This window comes from Aromatoleum anaerobium, from assembly GCF_012910705.2.
Taxonomy (GTDB): Bacteria; Pseudomonadota; Gammaproteobacteria; order Burkholderiales; family Rhodocyclaceae; genus Aromatoleum; species Aromatoleum anaerobium.
The window spans coordinates 1,062,130-1,083,265 of the sequence record NZ_WTVG02000040.1; the positions used below are offsets into that span (position 1 = coordinate 1,062,130).

Consider the following 21,136-nt stretch of genomic DNA (forward strand, 5'->3'; position numbering starts at 1 on the left):
ATCGACGGCGCCACATCGGGCGCCAGTCAGAATCGGTCCTCCACGTTTATTGTTCCTGACCAGCGGGACGATCTCGCGGACGAATTCCGGCAAAGCTTCACACGATTCTCCGCAGCGTCATGGCGGCCGCAGTCGCCTCATGACGGTACAGGTCAGTCGTCCTCGCATGCGCAACGAGCGCATTCTTTCGGGGGTAAGCAGAAAAGAAAACGGGCGCCGAAGCGCCCGCGGGTTTCGAATCGTCAGGAGACGATCAGAAGGCGTGGTTCAGGCCGATCAGGAAGTTGCGGCTGTCTTCGTCGTTGTTGGGAACGGTGACACCATTGACAACTTCCGTGCCGCGCGCGAGGACCGAGTAGTTGGTCGCATCATCGTTCTGGACTTGCGTGTAACCCACGTAAGCGAGCGTGCGCTTCGACAGGCTGTGCGAGTACAGCAGCGACCAGGCAGCGGCGTCGCTGTCGTTCGTATCCGCGTCCGTGCGACCATAGGACAGATGGACCTTGCCGACCGAGCTGACCGGGACCACGCTGCCGACCTGCCAGACCTTGTTGTCGTCTTCCGCAGCGGTGGCATCCTTGATGATCTGGTACGAGCCCATCAGCTTGAACATGCCGAAGTCGTAGGCGGCGCCCAGATACGCTTCCTTCTTGGTTTCGTCAGCAACCCCGTTGAACTTCTCGGTCGCAATCGCGCCGGCGTCCTGCTTCACCTGGCTGTAGACAAGGCCGATGGCGAGCGGACCGTTCGCGTAATCGGCGCCGATCGCTGCGAGGTCACCCGCTTGGCGGTTGTTGTCCTGGTTCTCTTCGTTGAAACCATAGATCGCGTTCAGCGTCAGGCCGCCGAAATCGGGCGACTTGTAGTTGATCGAGTTGCTGACGCGCGCCGCACTGCCCGCGACGATGTTCGAACCCTGAGCACCCGCGAGAATGAACTGCGGGCTGAACGGAACGACGTTGATCGCGTCGTACTTGAGGACGTAGTAGCCCGGCGAGTACTGGCGGCCGAGGCCGATGAAGCCGAAGCCGCCCTGCAGACCGACGAACTGCTGACGCGCGCGCGTAGTACTGTTGGCGGCGGTGCCGCGGCTGCCGACGCCTTCGTTCTGGTCGATATCGATCCCGTACTCGAGCGTGAACACGCCCTTCAGGCCGTTGCCGAGATCTTCGCTACCCTTGAAGCCTATGCGGGAACCCGCCCAGCCGCCGCTATTCACACCGGTGAACTTGTTGTCGTCCATCTTGCCGTAGCCGAAGTAGGCATCGGCAACGCCGTACACGGTGACGTTCGATTGCGCGAAAACCGGGGCGGAGACCAGGCCGGCAACGGCCAGGGCAATCAGTTTCTTCTGCATGTATGTTTCTCCTCTAATTTGAAGCTGAGACCGGGGAATCCACCACGGCCCGACTTACCTCTCAAGCGAGAAGTTGAAGCGATTGTGCAAAACGGGAGCATGCAGGCGCAAGTCAAGCAGGCCCGGAATGCACCCTGTCGGCAAAAGATGTTGCACCGACGCAACATGGATACCCGATGCAGCACACTCGGGCATTGCAGCCCTTTTCCGAGGGCGCGCCGGGCATATACCTTCGGCATTGCTGCACTGCGGACGCAACGTGATGCGCATGCCTGCGGAGTCCGGCGAAACCGGCAGACGGCAAAGATTTTCGGCGCCACGGACGTGGCGCCGCCGGTGCGGCACACCCCAATGCCGGATGCCCGCCACCGGAACTCGGGCATGCGCTTAGCACTCTCAGGCCATGAGTGCTAACATTGGTTTCGAGGAGGACCCGTACATATGAGCCAAGCCCTGTCTTTCCCGGTACCTTTTGCCGTCGGCAGTATCGACCAGTACATCCAGTCGGTGAATCGCATCCCGCTGCTCACCGAGCAGGAAGAGGTGAATCTGGCCACGCGCCTGCGCCACGAAGGCGATCTGGAAGCTGCCCGCGGGCTGGTGATGTCTCATCTGCGGCTGGTGGTCGCGATCTCGCGCGGTTACCTCGGCTATGGCTTGCCGCACGCCGACCTGATCCAGGAAGGCAACATCGGCCTGATGAAAGCGGTGAAGCGCTTCGACCCCGATCGCGGCGTGCGGCTCGTTTCGTTCGCGATCCACTGGATCAAGGCCGAGATCCACGAGTACATCCTGAAGAACTGGCGCCTCGTCAAGATCGCGACGACCAAGGCGCAGCGCAAGCTGTTCTTCAACCTGCGCAGTCTCAAGCAGGACACCGGCACGCTGAATCGGGACGAAGTGGTCGCGGTCGCGAAGCAGCTCGGCGTAAAACCCGAGGAAGTCGTCGAGATGGAGACCCGGCTCACCGGGCGGGACGTCCAGCTCGAGGGCGGGGCCGACGACGACGAACATCACTTCGCGCCGATCGCCTACCTGCCCGACCCGCACGCCGAGCCTTCGGAAGTGCTCGAACAGGCACAACTCGCCCGCCTGCAGGACGAGGGGTTGAGCGACGCGCTCGCGAGCCTCGACGACCGCAGCCGCACGATCGTCAAGCGGCGCTGGCTGACCGAAGGCGACAGTGCGACGCTGCACGAACTCGCCGCCGAATACGGCGTATCGGCGGAACGCATCCGCCAGATCGAGGCCAAGGCGATGCAGAAGATGCGGGGCTTGCTGGCGGCTGCGTGAGAGTCGGAGGCGCGAGCATGCGGCCTCACGCCGGAGGACCCGTCACTTCGGCGGCAGCAACGTCCTGATGTCCGCCGCGATGTTTTCGGCGGATTCTCCGTGCCGTACGTACAGGCGCAACTGCCCTGCCGGATCGAAGACATAGGTCCCTGCGACGTGGTCGATGGTGTAGTTCGCACCTTCGGTATCGCCGCTTTTCTGGTAGAAAACCCGGAAATCCTTCGCCACCGCCTGCGTCTGCGCGGCATCGCCATACAAGCCGAGGAAGCGCGCGTCGAACTGCGGGACGTAGTTCGCGAGCAGCGCCTGCGTGTCGCGCTCGGGGTCGACGGTGACGAACAGCACTTGCACGCGCTCGGCGTCCGGCCCGAGCCGGCGCATCACTTCGCTCATCGTCGACAGCGTCGTCGGGCAGACGTCCGGGCATTGCGTATAGCCGAAGAACATCGTCACGACCTTGCCGCGGAAATCCGCCAGCGTGCGCGGCGTACCGTGGTGGTCGGTCAGCGAAAAGGTGCTGCCGTATTCGGCACCGGTGATGTCCGTGGCGTGGAAAGAAGGCTTGGGCGCGGAGGAATCGGTACAACCCGCGAGCGCAAGCGCGGTCGCGAGGATCAGGGTGCGTAGCATCGGGACGTCGGCGGGCTGCAAGGGCAGCGGGATCAGAACGGGAGGTAATGATCCGCCAGGAGCGCTGCGAAGAGCAAGAACAGATACAGGATCGAGAAGCGGAACGTGCGCCGCGCGAACGCGTCGCTGTAATCGACGTACAGACGCCAGGCGTGGCGCAGGAAGGCGCAGCCCAGCGCGATCGCGCAGACGAGATACAGCGGACCGCTCATCCGCGTCGCGAACGGCAGCAGCGTGACGCCAAACAGGATGCAGGTGTAGAGCAACACCGACAGCCGGGTGAATTCCGGCCCGTGGGTCACCGGCAGCATCGGCAGGCCGGCGCGCGCATAGTCGGCGCTGCGATAGAGCGCCAGCGCCCAGAAATGCGGCGGCGTCCAGGCGAAGATGATCAGGAACAGCAACAGGGCGTCGGCGCTGACTTCGCCGGTGACGGCGGCCCAGCCGAGCACCGGCGGCATTGCGCCGGATGCGCCCCCGATGACGATGTTCTGCGGCGTGCGCGGCTTGAGCAGGACCGTATAGACGACAGCGTAGCCGACGAAAGTCGCGAGCGTCAGCCACATCGTCAGCGGATTCACCCATTGATGCAGCACCGTCAGCCCGGTGCCGCCGAGCACGCCGGCAAAGAGCAGCGTCTCGGCCGGCGCAAGTTCGCCGCGGGGCAGCGGACGGTGGCGGGTGCGCGCCATGCGGGCGTCGATGTGGGCCTCGATGAGGCAGTTCATCGCCGCGGCGGCGCCGGCGACGAAGGCGATGCCCAGCGTCGCGGCGGCGACGCTCTTCGGATCCGGCAGTCCTTCGGGCACCGCGAGGAACATCCCGATCACCGCGCAGAACACGATCAGCGTATTCACGCGCGGTTTCGTCAGCACGTAGAACGCATGCAGCCGCCGGCCGGCGGCATGGCGGTCAAGCGTAAGAGTTCTTGTGTTCAGCACGCTCATGTTCGCTTCTCCCCACTGCGGCCAGGCGGGGCATGGCGCGCATCCGGTAGTTGATCGTCACCATCACGCCGACCAGCAGCGCCGCGCCCGCGTTGTGCGCGACGGCAAGCGGCAGCGGCAGGCTGAACAGGACATTCGCCACGCCGAGCGCCGTCTGCAGCGCGAGCGCGGCAAACAGCGCGAGGCCCGCCACCCGCGTCGCCCGACGCCGGGACAGCGCCCACGCGAGCAGGGACAGCACCAAGGCGGTCAGCGCGGCCCCCAGCCGGTGTGACCAGTGGATCGCGGTCAGTGCGGCAAACGACAGGATCTGGCCGTCGGCGGTCATGCCGAGTTCGCGCACGACATGGAACGCACCGGCGTAGTCCGCAGGCGGCCAGAAGCTTCCCTGGCACGCAGGAAAATCGCTGCATGCGAGTGCTGCATAATTCGTGCTGGTCCAGCCGCCGAGCATGATCTGGACCGCGAGCAGCACGAACGCGAACCGCGCCGCACCCCGCAGGCTGCGCGACACGGTAACGGGCGGCATCCGCCACGCCTTCAGCGTGAGCCACGCGAGCAATCCCAGCGTCGCCAGGCCGCCGAGCAGATGCGCGGTGACGATCGCCGGCTTGAGCAGCAGCGTGACGGTCCATTTGCCGAGCAGCCCCTGGAAGATCACGATGCCGACGAGCGCGGCGGCGACCCGTGGCGAGCTCGCCGGGTCATCGCGCCTGCGCCACGCGAGCACGGCGATGGCAATGATCAGCAGCCCGAGGCTCGCCGCCAGATAGCGGTGGATCATCTCCTTCCACGCCTTGGGCAGGCTCACCGGTCCGTGCGGATCGGCAGCATGCGTGTGCAGGATGTCCGTCGCCGCGTGGTGCGGCGTGAGCCGACCGTAGCACCCGGGCCAGTCGGGACAGCCGAGGCCGGCGTCGGAGAGCCGCACATAGGCGCCGAACACGACCACCAGCGTGGTCAGCGCCAGCGCAGCCAGCACCAGGCGGCGGTAGAACGTCATCGGTGCCTCCTCGGCAGCGTTCGCAGCGCGCACGTCGTCATCCCCGCCCGAGCCCGGAATACTTGAGCAGGCGCTCCAGGTCCTTGATCACCCCCTTGATGTCCGTCGGGACAGGGAAACGCATCATCACGTTGCCCAGCGGATCCACCAGGAACACATGAACGCCCCGCGCTGCGCCGGGAAAGCGGACGAGCCACGGCGAGCCGGCGCGCGCGACACGCAAGCCGTCGTGCCGGCCGAGCAGCGCCGCCGGCGGATCGACGTCGTCGGTGACGAGCCACAGGCGCGCGACGCGCGTCATCTCCTTGCCCTGCGCGAGACGTGACTGGCGCACCGCGTACAAAGCCCGTTCACAATCGGCCCCGCAGGCGCCGGAGCCGGCATAGACGAGCGTCCAGCGGCCGTCCACCGCCTCTCGTCCGAACGGCGGCTGGCCGGCCACGCCGGGGAAAACCGCGTCGGGCAGTGGCGCGGGCGGAATCAACTCGCCGTAATTCACCTGGCCCTGCGGCTGCCACACGTAATAGGCGAAATACGACGCCGCAACAGGAAGGGTGCATACCAGCACAAGCGCGGCGAGCGTGAGTTTTGCACTGCGTTGCGTCACGGCCTGAGCCTCCTGAAGACATACACGCCGGTCATCACCAGCGACAATCCGGCGAGCGAGTACCACTGCAGCGCATAGCCGCGGTGGCGGTCGATGCCGGCGTCCGGTCGCGGCCAGTCGCGCTGCAGTCCATCGGCGGCAGCCGAGGTCTGCTGGACGATCCAGTCGCGCACCGCGAGCCCCGACAGCGCGCGATAGCGCTCCATGTCGAGGTACTGCCAGACTCGCCCCTGCGCAGCCTCCGGTGCAAGGGTGAAGGGGTCGACCTGCGGCATGCGGACGATACCGGCAAGGTTCACGCTCCCCGCCGCGGGCGCCGCATCGGGCAATACGGCGCGGTCCGCGCCCGCCGCGATCCAGCCGCGATTCACCAGCACCCAGCCCGCATCGCCTTCCAGGCGCAGCGGTGTCAGGACTTCGTAGCCTGCACGGCCGCGATGGACGCGGTTGTCGAGATAAATCGTCGCTGCCGGGCTCCATTCGCCGTGCAGGCGGACCGGCTGCCATTCGGCCATCTGCATCGATGCCGAAGGCGAAACCGGGGCGGTGGCAGCCGCGGATTCGATGCGCGCCTGCAGCGCGGTCTTCTCGGCCGCCCGGCCCAGCTGCCAGTTGCCGAGCTGCGCGGTCAGCAGCGCTAGCGCGACGCCGGCGATCAGCGGCAGCGGATGAAAGCGGTCGAAAATCATCGCCGCCGCCGTCCGTTTCGACCAGAATGGAACTCTTCGCCAGCTCGCCGGAGTCCCGTCATGCACGTCGTCGTGATCGTCTTTCTGGTGCTCATCGTCGGCAGCCTCGCGTCGGCGCTGGTGTTCCTGCTGCGCGACCAGGGCAAGGGCCGGCGCACCGTGCATGCGCTTGCGCTGCGCGTCGCGCTGTCGATCGCGCTGTTCGTGCTGCTGATGGCGGGGTTCGCGTCGGGGCTGATCACGCAGCGCCTCGGTTCATAGCCAATACACGACGACGAACAGCATCAGCCACACGACGTCGACAAAGTGCCAGTACCACGCGGTCGCCTCGAAGGCGAAATGGTGCTCCGGACTGAAGTGGCCGGCGAGCACGCGGCCGAGCGTCACCGTCAGCATGATCGCGCCGATCGTCACATGCAGGCCGTGGAAGCCGGTCAGCATGAAGAAGGTCGAGCCGTAGATGCCGGTGTCGAGCTGCAGATTGAGTTCCTGGTAGGCGTGGACGTATTCGTAGATCTGGAAGCCGAGGAACGTCACGCCGAGCAGGATCGTCACCAGCAGGCCGATCTTGAGCTGGCTGCGATTGTCTTTCAGCAGGCCGTAATGCGCCCACGTCAGCGTCGCGCCTGATGACAGAAGGATCAGCGTGTTCAGCGCCGGGATGCCCCAGGCGCCCATCGGCGTGAAAGGGTCCACCAGATAGGGGCCGTCGGACGGCCAGGCGCCGGTGAAACCCTGCCAGATCAATGCCTCGTTCGCGCCGCTCGCAAGCCACGGCACGCTCAGCACGCGGGCGTAGAACAGCGCGCCGAAGAACGCGGCAAAGAACATCACCTCCGAAAAAATAAACCAGCCCATCGACCAGCGAAACGAGCGGTCGACCTGCTTGCCGTACTTGCCGCTCTGGGATTCGCGGATCACCTGTCCGAACCAGCCGAACAGCATGTAGACGAGGGTCGCTGCGCCGAGGAACAGCACCCATCGCCCGGCGCCGATCCTGTTCAGCCACATCACCGCGCCGGACGCGGACAGCAGCAGCGCAATCGAGCCGAAGATCGGGTACTTCGACGGCTCCGGCACGAAGTATTTGTCCAGCGTGTGCGTCATGACTGCCTCCCAGGCCTTCTATGCTCCGACGACGAAGTGCACGACCGTGACGAGGCCGAGCACGAACAGCAATCCCGCCAGCAGCCCGACCGCGACGACCAGTTTCGGGTCCAGCGAAGTGGCGTCGCGGTGGTAGGCGTCGTGCCGCCGCACACCGAGAAACGACCACAGCACGGCCCTGAACGTCGCCCAGAAACCGGCCCGGCGCGGCTCGCCCCGCGGTTCCGGCCCCGGCCCCGGCAATGCGCCGTCGTCCCGCTCATCGCTCAAGACGCGGCTCCGCCTCCGGGCGCGCCGACCACCCGCCGACCCGCGATCTCGAAGAAGGTATAAGACAGCGTGATCGTCGTGATTTCGGCAGGCAGCTCGGCATCGACGACGAAGGCGACCGGCATCGTGCGCTTTTCGCCAGCCTGGAGCGTCTGCTGCGTGAAGCAGAAGCAGTCCAGCTTGCGGAAGAACTTCCCCGCGCGCTGCGGCCCGTAGCTCGGCACGGCCTGTCCGGTGACCGGCTCGTCGCGGGTGTTCGACACTTCGTACGCGATCGTCACCAGTTCGCCGGGGTGGACCTTCACGGCCGCCTGCAGCGGGCGAAAGCGCCACGGCAGGTCGTGGGTGTTGGCATCGAACTGCACGGTGATCGTGCGCGAGGCGTCCACCTGCGAGTTCGCGACGCGGTCCGGCCGCAGCAGGTTGTTGACGCCGGCGACCTCGCAGATCTTTTCGTAGAACGGCACGAGCAGGAAGCCGAAGCCGAACATCACCACTGCCGCCAGCGCGAGGCGGAACAGCAGCCGGCGGTTCTCGGCAGCAATCATGCTCATCGCGCGAACACTCCGTACTTGAGGATGACGGCGATGAAGAACGCGAGGGCGAGCGCCGCCAGCACCAGTGCGGTGCGGACGTTGGCCGAGCGGCGCGGATCCCTTGCCATGTTTCTCATCACCTCACGACCGGTGCTTCCTCGAAGGTGTGGTACGGCGCCGGCGACGGCACCGTCCATTCCAGCCCGTCGGCGCCCTCCCACGCACGCGCCGCCGCCTTTGCGCCGCCCCGCACGCATTTCACTGCGACGACGATGAAGATCAGTTGCGACAGACCGAAGCCGAACGCGCCGATCGTCGCGAGCATGTTGAAATCGGCAAACTGCAGCGCGTAGTCCGGGATGCGCCGCGGCATGCCGGCGAGCCCGAGGAAATGCATCGGGAAGAACGCAATGTTGAAGAACACCATCGAGCACCAGAAGTGGATTTTGCCGAGCCGCTCGTCAGGCATGTGGCCGGTCCATTTCGGCAGCCAGTAGTACGCGCCACCGAACAGCGCAAACAGGCTGCCGGCCACCAGCACGTAGTGGAAATGCGCGACGACGTAATAGGTGTCCTGCACCTGGATGTCGATCGGCGCGACCGCGACGATCAGGCCGGTGAAGCCGCCGATCGTGAACACCAGGATGAAGCCGACCGCCCACAGCATCGGCGGCTCGAACGACAGCGAACCACGCCACATCGTCGCCACCCAGTTGAACACTTTCACGCCCGTCGGCACCGCGATCAGCATCGTCGCGTACATGAAGAACAGTTGCCCGACGGCCGGCATGCCGGTCGTGAACATGTGGTGTGCCCACACCGAGAAGCTCAGGATCGCGATCGCCGCGGTCGCATACACCATCGACGCATACCCGAACAGCGGCTTGCGGGCGAACGTCGGGATGATCTGGCTGATGATGCCGAAGGCCGGGAGAATCATGATGTACACCTCCGGGTGGCCGAAGAACCAGAAGATGTGCTGGTACATCACCGGGTCGCCGCCACCCGCGGCGTTGAAGAAGCTCGTGCCGAAGTGGCGGTCGGTGAGCACCATCGTCACCGCGCCGGCGAGCACCGGCATCACCGCGATCAGCAGATAGGCGGTGATGAGCCATGTCCAGCAGAATAGCGGCATCTTCATCAGGGTCATGCCGGGCGCGCGCATGTTCAGCACCGTGACGACGATGTTGATCGCGCCCATGATCGAGCTGATCCCCATGATGTGCACCGCGAAGATCGCCATGTCCTGGCCGATGCCCATCTGCACCGACAGCGGCGCGTACATCGTCCAGCCGGCCGCGGTGGCGCCGCCGGGAACGAAGAACGAGCCGATCAGCAGGATCGCCGCCGGCGGCAGCAGCCAGAAGCTCCAGTTGTTCATGCGCGCGAAGGCCATGTCGCTGGCACCGATCATCAGCGGGATCTGCCAGTTCGCGAAGCCGACGAAGGCCGGCATGATCGCGCCGAAGATCATCACCAGGCCGTGCATCGTCGTCAGCTGGTTGAAGAATTCCGGCTGGACGATCTGCAGGCCGGGCTGGAACAGTTCAGCGCGGATCGTCAGCGCCAGCACGCCGCCGGACAGGAACATCACGAAGCTGAAGATCAGGTACATCGTGCCGATGTCCTTGTGATTCGTCGTCGTGACCCAGCGCATCAGCCCGGTCGGGCCGTGATGGTGGTCGTGCAACTGATCGGGGGTTACCGCGGCCATGCTGCCTCCTTGACGTTCCGCTCCGGCTTGCTGGCCCGGACCGGTTGCTGCGCTCGTGCTGCCGTTCAGTTGCCTGCCGGGGCCGCGTTCGCCGGGGCGGGTTGCGCAGCCCCCTCTTCGGCAGCCGGTGCGGCCGGCATCGGGGTGGCGCCCTGCGCCGTTGCGCCTCCCGTGGCAGGCGCCGCCGCCCCTGCTGCAAGCTGGCGGGCGACCCATTCGGTGTAAGCCTGCTGCGACACGACGTGCACTTCGACCGGCATGAAGCCGTGGTCGCGGCCGCACAGTTCGGCGCAGTTGCCGCGATATACGCCTTCGGTATCGGCGCGGAACCACGCGTCGCGGATGAAACCGGGGATCGCATCCTGCTTGACGCCGAACGCCGGCACCCACCACGAATGGATCACATCGTTGGCCGTCGTCAGCACCCGGATGCGCTTGCCGACCGGCACGACGAGCGGGTTGTCGACCTCGAGCAGGTAATGCTCGCCTTTCGGCGCATCGCCCTCGATCTGGTCGCGCGGCGTCGACAGGTTCGAGACGAAACGGATCCCCTGGCCTTCGCCCTGCAGGTAGTCATAGCCCCATTTCCACTGATAACCGGTGGCCTTGATCGTGATGTCGGGGTCCGCGGTGTTCTTCATGTCCAGCACCGTCTTCGTCGCCGGCCACGCCATCCCGAGCAGGATGAACACCGGGATGATCGTCCAGGCGATCTCCACCGACGTGTTCTCGTGGAAATTCGCCGCCACCGCGCCGCGCGACTTGCGATGCCGGAATACCGCCCAGAACATGACGCCGAACACCGCGACGAAGATCACCAGGCAGATGATCAGCATCAGGTTGTGCAGGTCGTAGATCTGGGCGCCGATCGGCGTGACGGGCGGCGGGAGGTTGAATTTGCTCGGTATGCTCTGCGCGACGGCAGCGGAAGCTACGGGGAGCAAGATGACTGGAGCTGCAACGCGACCGGCAAGACGCATGTCCCAACCTCTATCGAATGCAGTGTCGGCGTCGCCCAAGGAGGCGGAATCGCATCACGCGCGAGCCCGCTTCCCGAGCCGTGACGGCCGGCGCCGGAAGCCGCGGATCGGGGCGAACCGGCGAGAACCAACCGCTACCCGGAAGGAATCGCAGCCTTGATGATGAAAGACTTTTCCGTGTAGTCGAACTGATCATGCCATAGCAAAATCAGCGTTCGCAATACGGGTTTTTGAGCATCATCAATATTTTGCAGCGCAATACGTGCTAGCCGCTTACTGCCCGCAAGGAATGGCGAACGATGTCGGGGTTTTCCCGCAGGGGTGCGCACTGCAGTGCGCAACGGGCTGCCAGGCCGCAGAGGGTTCCGGGCTAGAATCGCGGGGCCCGTCCACTGCGACACGAAAAATGCGCTATTCCCGCCCCGCTTTCGAGACCAAGATCTGCCCGCCGGAGGAACTCGCGGTTCGTGCCGCGGCGCTCCCCCACCCGCTCGTATTCACGAACGGCTGCTTCGACATCCTGCACCGCGGCCACGTCACCTACCTCGCCCAGGCGCGCGCGCTCGGCGCCGCAATGGTCGTCGCGCTGAACACCGATGCGTCGGTGCGGCGCCTGGGCAAAGGCGACGAGCGGCCGGTCAATCCGCTCGAGGATCGCGCCGCGGTCATGGCCGCGCTCGAATGCGTGGACCTCGTGACCTGGTTCGACGCAGACACGCCGCTCGCGTGCATCCTCGAAGCCCGCCCGGACGTGCTCGTCAAGGGCGGCGACTGGGCGCCCGAACGGATCGTCGGCGCGGCCGAAGTGCGCGGCTGGGGCGGCGCCGTGCATTCGATTCCGTTCGAGCACGAGCGCTCGACGACGGCGCTGCTCGGCCGCATCCGGGGCGGCTGAAATCGCGCGCCGCAACGGCTCCGGTCGCCGCTGCGGCGGCGACGGCCCGATCGGCCGCCCGCCGGCGCACGAGCGCCGGTAAAATGCCGCCGATGACTCCCGCTTCAGCTTCCCCCTCCTCGCTCCACCTTCTCGAACACGTCTTCGGCTACACCGCATTCCGCGGCGAGCAGGAGGCGATCGTCGAACACGTCGCCGCCGGTGGCGACGCGCTGGTGCTGATGCCCACCGGCGGCGGCAAGTCGCTGTGCTTCCAGATCCCGGCGCTGATGCGCGCGGGCACCGCGGTGGTGGTGTCGCCGCTGATCGCGCTGATGCAGGACCAGGTCAGCGCGCTGCGTGAAGCCGGCGTCGCGGCCGCCTATCTGAACTCCAGCCAGGCCGCCGACGAATCCACCGCGGTCGAGCGCGACCTCGTCGCCGGACGGCTCGACCTGCTGTACGTCGCGCCGGAGCGCCTGTTGACCGGGCGCCTGCTCGCGACGCTCGACCGGCTGCACGAGGCCGGACGCATCGCGCTGTTCGCGATCGACGAGGCGCACTGCGTGTCGCAGTGGGGCCATGACTTCCGCCCGGAATACCTGCAGCTGTCGGTGCTGTCCGAACGCTTCCCGGCGGTGCCGCGGATCGCGCTGACCGCGACCGCCGACCCCGAAACCCGCGAGGAAATCGCCCAGCGCCTCGCGCTCGGCGACGCGCGCCGCTTCGTGTCGAGCTTCGACCGGCCGAACATCCGCTACCGCATGGTCGACAAGGACAACCCGCGCGCGCAGCTGCTCGCGTTCATCCGCGACGATCACGCCGGCGAAGCGGGCATCGTGTATTGCCTGTCGCGACGCAAGGTCGAGGAGACCGCGGCATGGCTCGGCGAACAGGGCATCCGCGCGCTCGCCTACCACGCCGGCATGGCGCAGGAAATCCGCGCCGCGCACCAAAGCCGCTTCCTGCGCGAGGACGGCATCGTCATGGTCGCGACGATCGCGTTCGGCATGGGCATCGACAAGCCCGACGTGCGCTTCGTCGCGCACCTCGACCTGCCGCGCTCGATCGAAGGCTATTACCAGGAGACCGGCCGCGCCGGTCGCGACGGCCTCGCGGCGCAGGCGTGGATGGCGTGGGGCGCGCAGGACATCGTGCAGCAGCGGCGCATGATCGACGAATCCGAAGGCGCGGACGACTTCAAGTGGCGGGCGCGGGCGCGGCTCGACGCGCTGGTCGGCCTGGTCGAGACGACCGGCTGCCGGCGCCAGTTCCTGCTCGCGCATTTCGGCGAAGAGGGCGAGGCCTGCGGCAACTGCGACAACTGTCTCGAGCCGCCGCGCACGTGGGACGCGACCGACGCGGCGCGTCGCGCGCTGTCGGGCGTGTTCCGCACCGGCCAGCGCTTCGGCGCCGGCCACGTCATCGACGTGCTGCGCGGCGAACTCACCGACAAGGTGCGCGACTGGAAGCACGACCAGGTCAGCACGTTCGGCATCGGCGCCGAGCTCGACGACAAGACCTGGCGCACGCTGTTCCGCCAGCTCGTCGCGCGGGGGCTGCTCGCGGTCGACCACGACCGCCACAGCGCGCTGACACTGACCGACCTCGCCCGCCCGCTGCTGCGCGGCGAAGCCGAATTCGCGCTGCGCCTGGCGCCGGAAAAGCGGCGTTCGAAGCGCAGCCGCAGCACCCGCCTGGAGATACCCGACGGCGTGCCGCTGACCTTGTTCGACCGCCTGCGCGCGTGGCGAGCGGCGACCGCGCGCGAACGCAACGTGCCTGCCTACGTGATCTTCCACGACGCGACGCTGCGCGAAATCGCGCTCGCCCGCCCGGTGAGCCTCGCCGAACTCGCGGGCATCTCGGGCATCGGCGACCGCAAGCTCGAGGCGTACGGCGCGGACATCCTCGCCGAGATCGCGCGCGAAGTCTGAAACGCCGGTGCGCGCCCGCCTGCTGCCCGCTAGCGCGAGCGCAGCAGGTCGAGATCCGCGCGGTTGCGCTCGTCGGTGTAGGGCTCGGCGGCCGGCGGCGGGGCGCCGGCAAAGCATTGCACCAGGACGTTCGAGAGCGGGCGGTCGCGGAACAGGATTTCAACCGCGCAGGGGCCATATACCGACTGGATCGTGGCCAGCAGGTTGCGCGCGTACGGCGTCGCGAGGCGCGAATCGAGGATCAAGTTCGCGAACATCACGCCTTGCGGGGCCAACACGCGCTGCGTCCCCTGCCAGAATTCGCGCGTGACCAGGTGCGCGGGAATGCTCGTGAGCGCGCTGTAGGCGTCGACGACGACCGCGTCGAAGCGCTCGTCGGTGTCGGCGACGAAACGCCGCGCGTCGGCGGCGACGAAGCGCCCACGGCTGCCGGTACCGAGGAACTCCCGCTCCGCCAGTTCGCGTATTGCCGGGTCGATATCGACGTAGAGGTAGTCGTTGAGCGGTTCGCGATGTGAAAGCGTGAAGCCGCCGGCGCCGAGCACCAGGATGCTCCGGTTGCGAAAGCCCATTTCGTCGAGCATCACCGTGCGCAGCCGCTCGATGTAACGCGTGTAGCGCGGCGGCTCGCTGTCGTCGATTATCGAAGCGACCTGGTTGTTGATCCAGAACACCCGCGGGTCGGTCATGCCGGGCAGCGCCACCGGGCCGACCCTGTAGGTGGCGTAGGCGGTTTCGATCTGTTGCGGCAGCAGCACGTTGCCACTGAACGCCGCGACGGCGACCAGCGCGATGATCGGCAGGTCGGCCGCCACCGTCCGCTCCCGGGCATCCTGCAGCCATGGCACGAGGCAGAGGAGTAGCGCCGCGCAGACGAGGATCGCCGCGGCGACGCCGAGCCACTGCATGACCAGCAGCGATAGCGACAGCGAACCGAGGAAAGACCCGAGCGTCGACCAGTACAACGCTGCGCCGCTGCGCGCCCCGACGCGATCGTCGCGCAGCAGGTTGGTCAGCACCGGCACCGTCTGACCGAGCAGCCAGGCGATCGGACACAGCACGCCAGCGACGAAGATCAGGTACGCGAGCGGCGCGGGAGTGACGTGCGCGAACAACGCGTCGATGACCGGTCCGGCCAGTCCGACTGCGATCAATGCGGCGGCCAGCGCGAAGTTGCGCCGCACGCGCCCGAGGAAATCGCGCTCGACGCGTCCGCCCGCCTGGTATCCGAGCGCGAGCGCGAGCAGGAAGAAGCCGATCGTCGGCGCCGTCACGGTGATCGCGCTGCCCAGATGCGGCACCAGGCGGCGCAACGCGATGATCTCCGCGCCGAGCGACGAAAAGCCTTCGACAAACACCGTGGCGAACAGGACGGCCGTGCGGACGGAACTTGCGGAGCGGGTCATCGGGTCGGGCGCATCATGGGGGAAGTTTCCGCAAGCGGGCCGCGCCGTGCGCGCGCGCGGGCGCGTGCCGCGATACAGTACGCTCCGTGCGTGATCTGCTGCATCCTCTCATCTTCATCGTCCTCGTCGCTGCGATCGGGCTCGCGGCGCACATCGGCGTGCGCCGCAGCCGGAAACGGTTCGACGACTCCCGCAAGGATTGAGCCCGGACCGGCGCAGCGTGCATACGGGAGAGCCTTCGCGGGCCCGTTCCGTGCAGCGATCCGGAACGCGAGCCTCCCCGCCGCACTCTATTCCGGATACGGAGAACGCGTGCGACTGCGCACCGTCGGCCGGACAGGAGCACACGATGGAAAACTACCTGCACAGAGTATTGGGTGTCTACGAGACGCGCGCGGCGGCCGAAGCCGCGCTGGAGCGGCTCGTTCAGCGCGGCCTGCCGCGAGACAAGGCGAGGCTGCTGGAACCGGGCCGCAGGCGCGAGAACGAGGACGCCACCGCCGACAGCGACGACGTGCTGAAGGAAGTGCTGCGCGACGGCGCGATCGGCACCGCGGTCGGAACGCTCGCCGGCGCCGCCGGGACTGTTGCGCTGGCGGCGGCGAACATCAGCCTGTTCGTCGCCAGCCCGGTGCTCGGCGCGCTGTCGATGCTCGGCTGGGGAGCGAGCCTCGGCGCGATCGTCGGGGCGGCCGCCGGCGCGGAGAACAGCAAGGGCGACGTCGCCGATCTCGTCAAGGATGCGCTCGCGAGCGGCCACGTGGTCCTCGTCGCGCACACCGCGACCGAGGAGCAGACGACCTGGGCGCGGCAGATCATCGGCGAGTCGATGGCCGAACCGGGAGGGGCCGCGGCAACGACGTGAGCGGCGCGGCGATCGCGGGCGCTACTCGACCGGCTCGATGTGGGTCGTCAGGCGCGTCCCGGTGTGCTTGCGCACGGCGTGCTCGGCCGAGTCGGCGAGGGCGTGGGCATGGGCAACGGTCCACTCTCCCGGCACGCGCAGATCGACATGCGCGAACTGCATTGCGCCGGCGACGCGCGTCTTCAGGTTGACGAAGTGCCCTCCCTCGGTGCAACAGGACTGCAGCACCGCCTCGATGCGCCGGATTTCGGCGTCGTCGAGCGCGCGGTCCATCAGGCCGTCGACCGAGCGGTGCATCAGCCCCCAGCCTTCGCGCAGGATGTTCACCGCGACGCCGGCAGCGACGAGCGGATCGAGCCAGTTCCAGCCGCTGAGGCTCGCCAGGCCTACGCCGGCGACGACGCCCGCGGTCGTCCACACGTCGGTCATCAGATGACGCGCATCGGCTTCGAGCGCGAGCGAACGGTGCGCCCGCCCGACTTGGAACAGGATGCGTGCAACGACCAGGTTGACGAGGCTCGCGCCGACCGACAGCACCGTGCCGAGACCGAGCGCGCCGAGCGGCTGCGGATGGATCAGGCGTTCGACGGCCGTCGCGAGGATCACCAGCGCCGCGACGAAGATCAACATGCCTTCGAAAGCGGCCGAGAAATACTCCGCCTTGCCGTGGCCGTACGGGTGCCCGGGGTCGGCCGGAGCGTGCGCCAACGACACCATCAGCAGCGCGAACGACGCGCCGGCGAGATTGACGAGGGACTCCAGCGCATCGGAGAGGAATCCGACCGACCCGGTCAGCCACCACGCCCCCGCCTTCATGCCGATCGTTATCAGCGCGGCGAGGATCGAGAGCAGCAGGGCCTGGTGCGGAGTGAGGGTGCGCATGATGACGACGGGAACGGAACGGCGGACATGGTAAACCACGCCGGCTGCGGTCCGCGGGGCGATCGCCTCATCCTCGCCCGCATACGGCTGCATCATCTCTCGGACGGCGCGTTATCGAACCGGAAAAGAGGTCATGTCGCTCAGATGGCAGGATCCAACAGCCTGGCGGCCTCTGAACACGGAAAACCAAAGCTCGGCTGTCAGTCGCCTTTCGATGCGCGTACGGTTTTTCCGGTCTTTTCCCTGGCTGGGCTCGTAACCGCTTCCCTGGCCTTTCCACTTGCTGATTTGCTCGGCGTCGATCTGCGCTGCGAAGCAGGCGCTCCCGGGGTGCGCTGAGTGGCGGAATCCTGGGCGGGGGGTTTCGCCGCTACGGGTTTTTTGGATGGTGCAGCCTTCCGGATCGCGGCGGGCTTCTTGCTCGTCTCGGCAGGGGTCCCGCTCGCTGCTTTGGGTGCCCTTTTCGCCCTGTCTTTGGTGGGTGCCGGCGCCTTCCGCGGGCTCGCGTCCTTCGTCGTCAGCGTGGTTTCGTCCAGCTCGATGCCGAACACATCTGCGAGCATCGAATCGTCGAGCACCTTGCCGGCCGCCGGGCCTTTGTTAGATTTCGGCAAACCGGCCCCCGCTTGACTGACGAGGTCCTCGGCATCGACCTGGCGCAAGCGGAAGAGCAACTCGGGCTGTTGATCGAGGCGCGCGCCGACCCCGTAGAGCACGGCGGCAACGTGCTTGCACATCGAGGCCGAATCCGGGCAACTGCAACTGAAGCTGATTTCCTTCGGCGCAGGGAAGAGCCCGGTGCGCGGCGTACAGATACGCTGCATCACCGCCGTGGAAAGTTTCCCCTGGAGAAGTTCAACCAGCGAGTCAATCGAACCTGCGCAATCCGTGCCGATGGCTTGCCACTGTTCCAGCGAAACAGCCGCGACCTTGACGGCGACCTTGTAGAGGCTGGACCCCATTACCTGCGCCTGAACTTCGCCCTGGGCGATCTTGAGGTCGATCACCGAGCCGTTGCGCACATAGGTGCGCCCGCGGGGCAGACGGTTCGCGTAGTCGCTGTAAGCTTCCAGGTTTTCGCTCCAGGCCTTGCCCCAGAATGTTTTTGTGATGGCCCCGCGACAGGGCTCGATCGGCGAGAGGTCGGCGCCCGATTTCCGGGCCTTGGCGGCGACTTTTTCTGCCTGTCTGCGGCGCTCGGCGACCGGAACATAGGGCTTCCATGCGTAATAGCTCATGTGATCACCTCATCCTTCCTGTGCGGTGTGAATGTCGAGCCTGACCAGATCGAGGAGTTCGCGGTCGCTCAATTCGGTCAACAGGAGTTCCGCGCCGCCCTCCAGCACATCCTTGACCAGTTGCTGTTTCGATTCGATCAACTGATCGATGCGCTCTTCGACCGTGCCGCGGCAGACGAACTTGTGTACCAGCACGTTCTTCCGCTGGCCGATGCGGAACGCGCGATCGGTGGCCTGGTTTTCGACGGCGGGGTTCCACCAGCGGTCGAAATGGATCACGTGCGACGCCGCGGCAAGATTGAGCCCCGCGCCGCCGGCCTTGAGCGAGAGGACGAAAAAGGGCGTCAGTTCGTCGTCCTGGAAGCGTTTGACCAGCGCGCGACGTTTGGCGACCGGGGTGCCGCCGTGCAGCACCAGACCATCACGGCCAAAGATGGCGCCAAGAAATGCCGCCAGCGGTTCGGTGGTTTCGCGAAACTGCGTGAACACCAGCACTTTTTCCTGCTTCGCTGCGATCACCTCGGCCAGCTCGCGCAAACGGGCGAACTTGCCGCTGTCGTCGGGTCGCCACGCGCCGTCGCCGAGCCATTGCGAGGGGTGGTTGCAAATCTGCTTGAAACGCATCAGGAAGGACAGCACGATCCCCTTGCGGCCGATCCCGTCGATGTTGCCTTCGGCGTCTTCCAGGGCGGCGGCCAGTTCCGTTACCGCGCGCTGATAGAGCGCCGCCTGGGCCGCACTCAGGTGGCACCAGGCTTTGAGCTCCGTCTTGTCCGGCAGATCGTCGATCACGCGCTTGTCGGCTTTCAGCCGGCGCAGGATATAGGGCTGCACCAGCAAGCGCAGCGGACCGAAATGCTCGGCCTTCGCCAGTCGCTTGGCGAACGTCGCGAACAGCTTGTCCGTGCCCAGCAGACCGGGGTTCGTGAAGTCGAAGATCGACCACAGATCGGACAGGCGGTTTTCAACGGGGGTGCCGGTCAGGGCGATGCGCGCCGCGGCCTTGAGCTTCTTCACCTGCCGCGTCTGCTGGGCTCCCGGGTTCTTGATGGCCTGCGCTTCATCGATGACGGCGAGGTGCCAATCGACGTTTTCCAGCAGCGGCAAGCGCAGCAGCGAGCCGTAACTGGTGATGACGAGATCGGCGCCGGTCAGCGCTCCGGCATCCAGCGCGCGCAGGTCGGCGGCCGGCATTGCCGAAGGGTGCGCGATCAGCACGCGCAGGCCGGGCGCGAAGCGTTCGGCTTCCGATGCCCAGTTGGCCAGCAACGACGCGGGGGCGACCAACAGGCTGGGGCGAGCGTTTTTCTGCTCGCGTTTCAGAACCAGGAGCAGGGACAGCACTTGAATCGTCTTGCCCAGTCCCATGTCGTCGGCGAGACACGCGCCCAGACCCAGCCGGGTCAGCAGATATAGCCAGCGCACGCCTACCTGCTGATACGGCCGCAACGAGGCCCTGAGTTCCGGGCCGGGACTGACCTGTGCCAGGCCCTCGGGTCGGCGCAGCCCCTGCAAGGTCTCGGCCAGCCAGGGGCCGGCCACCAGTTGCGACCAATCGGCATCGGCAGGATCGATGCCATCGTCGTCGAGCGAGGCGCCTGCCATCAGGCGCATCGCCTCGGCAAAAGGCAGACCGGTGTCTGCCGCCGCCTGTTCGATCGCCTGGAAGCGTTCCAGCATGCGCCCAAGCTTGTTGCGGTCCACCTCGACCCAGCGCCCGCGAATCAATTGCAGGCCATCAGTGCCTTTCAGCAAGGCCTTGATCTCGGCAGCACCGAGCCGTTCGCCATCGAGCGTGACGTCGATGCTGAAATCGAGCAACGCATCCTTGCCCAGCAGCGAGGGCGGCCGCGCGCCCAGGCTGGCCTTGACCAGCGGCCGCGCAGGACGGCCCGCCTGCCAGCTTCCCGGCGCGCGCACGACGATGCCGGCGGCTTCGAGCTTCGGCACATCGGTGAGAAACCGGTAGGCCTCGGCCGGCGTCCAGCGCAGCGGGTGGTAGATTTCGCCGGCCTCCACCATTTCACGCAGCCAGCCGCATTGCTCGGCGCCGCCCTGCACCGGCTTGAGCAAGGACAGTAGCCGCGCCTGGCTCTTGCCATCGGAGAATTCGGTCAGTGCCTGCGATAGCGGCAGATGCTGCGCCTTGCCATGGGCCGACAAGCGAGCGGTATAGGTGGCGAGAAAAGCGAACGGCGCTTCCGGATCCTTGCGATTCTCGGCCAGGTTGAAAACCACCCTTCCAACCAGATTCCAGGCGGGATGGCGCGCCTTGAGGAAATCCTGAAGCGGGCACTTCGCGGCGGCAAGCTCGACGCGCAGCGCGGTATCGAGCGCAGCCCACAGGGCATCCAGGACTTCCGCCGTCAGATATTCCGCACCCGTCATCGGTGGCGCATCGGCAATCAGGGCATCGAGCACCTGATCGTCGGGTACGGCAATGGCCACGTCGGCGCCTTCGGGGGTCGCGCACAGCGCCGTCACGTAACGCGAGGCGAAATCCCGCCACCAGCCGAGCGCGGGCGGCAAGACGGACCCGATTTCCGCTGCACCCAGATGAAGCAGACCGTGCCCGGACCCGAGCGCAAAGCTGTCAGCGAGACGACACTGAAGCTCTGCGGGCAAGGGCGGCTCATCGGGAACCGGCGCCAGCAACAGATGGCCTTGCGGCGTCAGCAGCAGCGTCAGGGCTGTGGTGGCGGATGACATGCGTTAATCGGGGTTCTGTCGCATTAACCGGGTGAGTCGGGATTTCGGGGGGCAGTTTATCAATCGCGCAGTGGGTTTGAAGGCAATTGGCC

At 66.6% G+C, this 21,136-nt stretch carries 21 protein-coding genes; 5 read left to right on the forward strand and 16 right to left on the reverse strand.

Annotation, left to right across the window (positions count from 1 at the left end):
- Window positions 1-253 precede the first annotated feature (253 nt).
- Complete coding sequence (locus GO606_RS20505; protein ID WP_169116643.1) at window positions 254-1,357, reverse strand: porin; 1,104 nt, start codon at window positions 1,355-1,357, stop codon at window positions 254-256.
- Between the two features lie 441 nt (window positions 1,358-1,798).
- Between GO606_RS20505 and rpoH the strand changes: the two genes are divergently transcribed.
- Window positions 1,799-2,650, forward strand: a complete 852-nt coding sequence (gene rpoH, locus GO606_RS20510) for an RNA polymerase sigma factor RpoH (protein ID WP_169116642.1) — start codon at window positions 1,799-1,801, stop codon at window positions 2,648-2,650.
- A 42-nt stretch (window positions 2,651-2,692) separates the two neighbouring features.
- Here rpoH and GO606_RS20515 read toward each other — a convergent pair whose 3' ends face one another.
- From GO606_RS20515 to GO606_RS20535, 5 genes are read right to left on the reverse strand one after another with little or no spacing between them, the layout of a single operon-like run.
- Window positions 2,693-3,280 carry an SCO family protein gene (locus GO606_RS20515; RefSeq protein ID WP_169116641.1) on the reverse strand — a complete coding sequence of 196 codons (588 nt, stop codon included), beginning with the start codon at window positions 3,278-3,280 and terminating at the stop codon, window positions 2,693-2,695.
- 32 nt (window positions 3,281-3,312) lie between these two features.
- The gene (gene cyoE / locus GO606_RS20520; RefSeq protein ID WP_169116640.1) at window positions 3,313-4,227 is read right to left on the reverse strand and encodes a heme o synthase; all 915 of its coding nucleotides are present in this window, start codon (window positions 4,225-4,227) and stop codon (window positions 3,313-3,315) included.
- The gene (locus GO606_RS20525) at window positions 4,193-5,230 is read right to left on the reverse strand and encodes a COX15/CtaA family protein (RefSeq protein ID WP_169116639.1); all 1,038 of its coding nucleotides are present in this window, start codon (window positions 5,228-5,230) and stop codon (window positions 4,193-4,195) included. Before GO606_RS20525 ends, cyoE begins: the two co-directional genes overlap by 35 nt.
- A gap of 37 nt (window positions 5,231-5,267) precedes the next feature.
- A complete protein-coding gene (locus tag GO606_RS20530) occupies window positions 5,268-5,837 on the reverse strand; it encodes an SCO family protein (protein WP_169116638.1) in 570 nt (189 codons plus the stop codon).
- Window positions 5,834-6,526, reverse strand: coding sequence for an SURF1 family protein (locus tag GO606_RS20535; protein WP_169116637.1), 693 nt, complete (start codon window positions 6,524-6,526; stop codon window positions 5,834-5,836). Before GO606_RS20535 ends, GO606_RS20530 begins: the two co-directional genes overlap by 4 nt.
- Window positions 6,527-6,586: 60 nt before the next feature.
- On the opposite strand from GO606_RS20535, the gene GO606_RS20540 reads away from it, so the two are divergent.
- The gene (locus tag GO606_RS20540) at window positions 6,587-6,787 is read left to right on the forward strand and encodes a twin transmembrane helix small protein (protein WP_169116636.1); all 201 of its coding nucleotides are present in this window, start codon (window positions 6,587-6,589) and stop codon (window positions 6,785-6,787) included.
- On the opposite strand, the gene GO606_RS20545 is transcribed toward GO606_RS20540, so the two are convergent.
- From GO606_RS20545 to coxB, 6 genes are all read right to left on the reverse strand, one after another.
- Window positions 6,782-7,633, reverse strand: a complete 852-nt coding sequence (locus GO606_RS20545; protein ID WP_169116635.1) for a cytochrome c oxidase subunit 3 — start codon at window positions 7,631-7,633, stop codon at window positions 6,782-6,784. The two genes, GO606_RS20540 and GO606_RS20545, sit on opposite strands and share 6 nt — an antisense overlap.
- Before the next feature lie 18 nt (window positions 7,634-7,651).
- Window positions 7,652-7,903, reverse strand: coding sequence for a DUF2970 domain-containing protein (locus GO606_RS20550; protein ID WP_169116634.1), 252 nt, complete (start codon window positions 7,901-7,903; stop codon window positions 7,652-7,654).
- On the reverse strand, window positions 7,900-8,457 hold the full coding sequence (locus tag GO606_RS20555; RefSeq protein ID WP_169116633.1) for a cytochrome c oxidase assembly protein: 558 nt from the start codon (window positions 8,455-8,457) through the stop codon (window positions 7,900-7,902). Before GO606_RS20555 ends, GO606_RS20550 begins: the two co-directional genes overlap by 4 nt.
- Window positions 8,454-8,567 (reverse strand): cytochrome oxidase small assembly protein, encoded by a 114-nt coding sequence (locus tag GO606_RS20560; RefSeq protein WP_210147504.1) that lies wholly within the window; start codon window positions 8,565-8,567, stop codon window positions 8,454-8,456. Before GO606_RS20560 ends, GO606_RS20555 begins: the two co-directional genes overlap by 4 nt.
- A gap of 8 nt (window positions 8,568-8,575) precedes the next feature.
- On the reverse strand, window positions 8,576-10,153 hold the full coding sequence (gene ctaD / locus GO606_RS20565) for a cytochrome c oxidase subunit I (protein ID WP_169116632.1): 1,578 nt from the start codon (window positions 10,151-10,153) through the stop codon (window positions 8,576-8,578).
- Window positions 10,154-10,218: 65 nt separating this feature from the next.
- On the reverse strand, window positions 10,219-11,097 hold the full coding sequence (gene coxB, locus GO606_RS20570) for a cytochrome c oxidase subunit II (protein WP_244856955.1): 879 nt from the start codon (window positions 11,095-11,097) through the stop codon (window positions 10,219-10,221).
- A 442-nt stretch (window positions 11,098-11,539) separates the two neighbouring features.
- Between coxB and rfaE2 the strand changes: the two genes are divergently transcribed.
- Both rfaE2 and recQ read left to right on the forward strand, forming a co-directional pair.
- The gene (gene rfaE2 / locus GO606_RS20575) at window positions 11,540-12,028 is read left to right on the forward strand and encodes a D-glycero-beta-D-manno-heptose 1-phosphate adenylyltransferase (protein ID WP_169116630.1); all 489 of its coding nucleotides are present in this window, start codon (window positions 11,540-11,542) and stop codon (window positions 12,026-12,028) included.
- A gap of 83 nt (window positions 12,029-12,111) precedes the next feature.
- A complete protein-coding gene (gene recQ, locus GO606_RS20580) occupies window positions 12,112-13,944 on the forward strand; it encodes a DNA helicase RecQ (protein ID WP_169116629.1) in 1,833 nt (610 codons plus the stop codon).
- A gap of 29 nt (window positions 13,945-13,973) precedes the next feature.
- Here the strand turns inward: recQ and GO606_RS20585 are convergent, their stop codons facing one another.
- Window positions 13,974-15,350, reverse strand: a complete 1,377-nt coding sequence (locus GO606_RS20585; protein ID WP_169116628.1) for a fused MFS/spermidine synthase — start codon at window positions 15,348-15,350, stop codon at window positions 13,974-13,976.
- Between the two features lie 349 nt (window positions 15,351-15,699).
- On the opposite strand from GO606_RS20585, the gene GO606_RS20590 reads away from it, so the two are divergent.
- Window positions 15,700-16,215 (forward strand): hypothetical protein, encoded by a 516-nt coding sequence (locus tag GO606_RS20590; protein ID WP_169116627.1) that lies wholly within the window; start codon window positions 15,700-15,702, stop codon window positions 16,213-16,215.
- Window positions 16,216-16,236: 21 nt separating this feature from the next.
- Here the strand turns inward: GO606_RS20590 and GO606_RS20595 are convergent, their stop codons facing one another.
- From GO606_RS20595 to GO606_RS20605, 3 genes are all read right to left on the reverse strand, one after another.
- The gene (locus GO606_RS20595) at window positions 16,237-17,190 is read right to left on the reverse strand and encodes a cation diffusion facilitator family transporter (protein ID WP_486187737.1); all 954 of its coding nucleotides are present in this window, start codon (window positions 17,188-17,190) and stop codon (window positions 16,237-16,239) included.
- Window positions 17,191-17,297: 107 nt separating this feature from the next.
- Window positions 17,298-18,335, reverse strand: coding sequence for an SWIM zinc finger family protein (locus tag GO606_RS20600; protein WP_169116626.1), 1,038 nt, complete (start codon window positions 18,333-18,335; stop codon window positions 17,298-17,300).
- 9 nt (window positions 18,336-18,344) lie between these two features.
- The gene (locus tag GO606_RS20605) at window positions 18,345-21,044 is read right to left on the reverse strand and encodes a DEAD/DEAH box helicase (protein ID WP_169116625.1); all 2,700 of its coding nucleotides are present in this window, start codon (window positions 21,042-21,044) and stop codon (window positions 18,345-18,347) included.
- Between the last annotated feature and the right edge of the window lie 92 nt (window positions 21,045-21,136).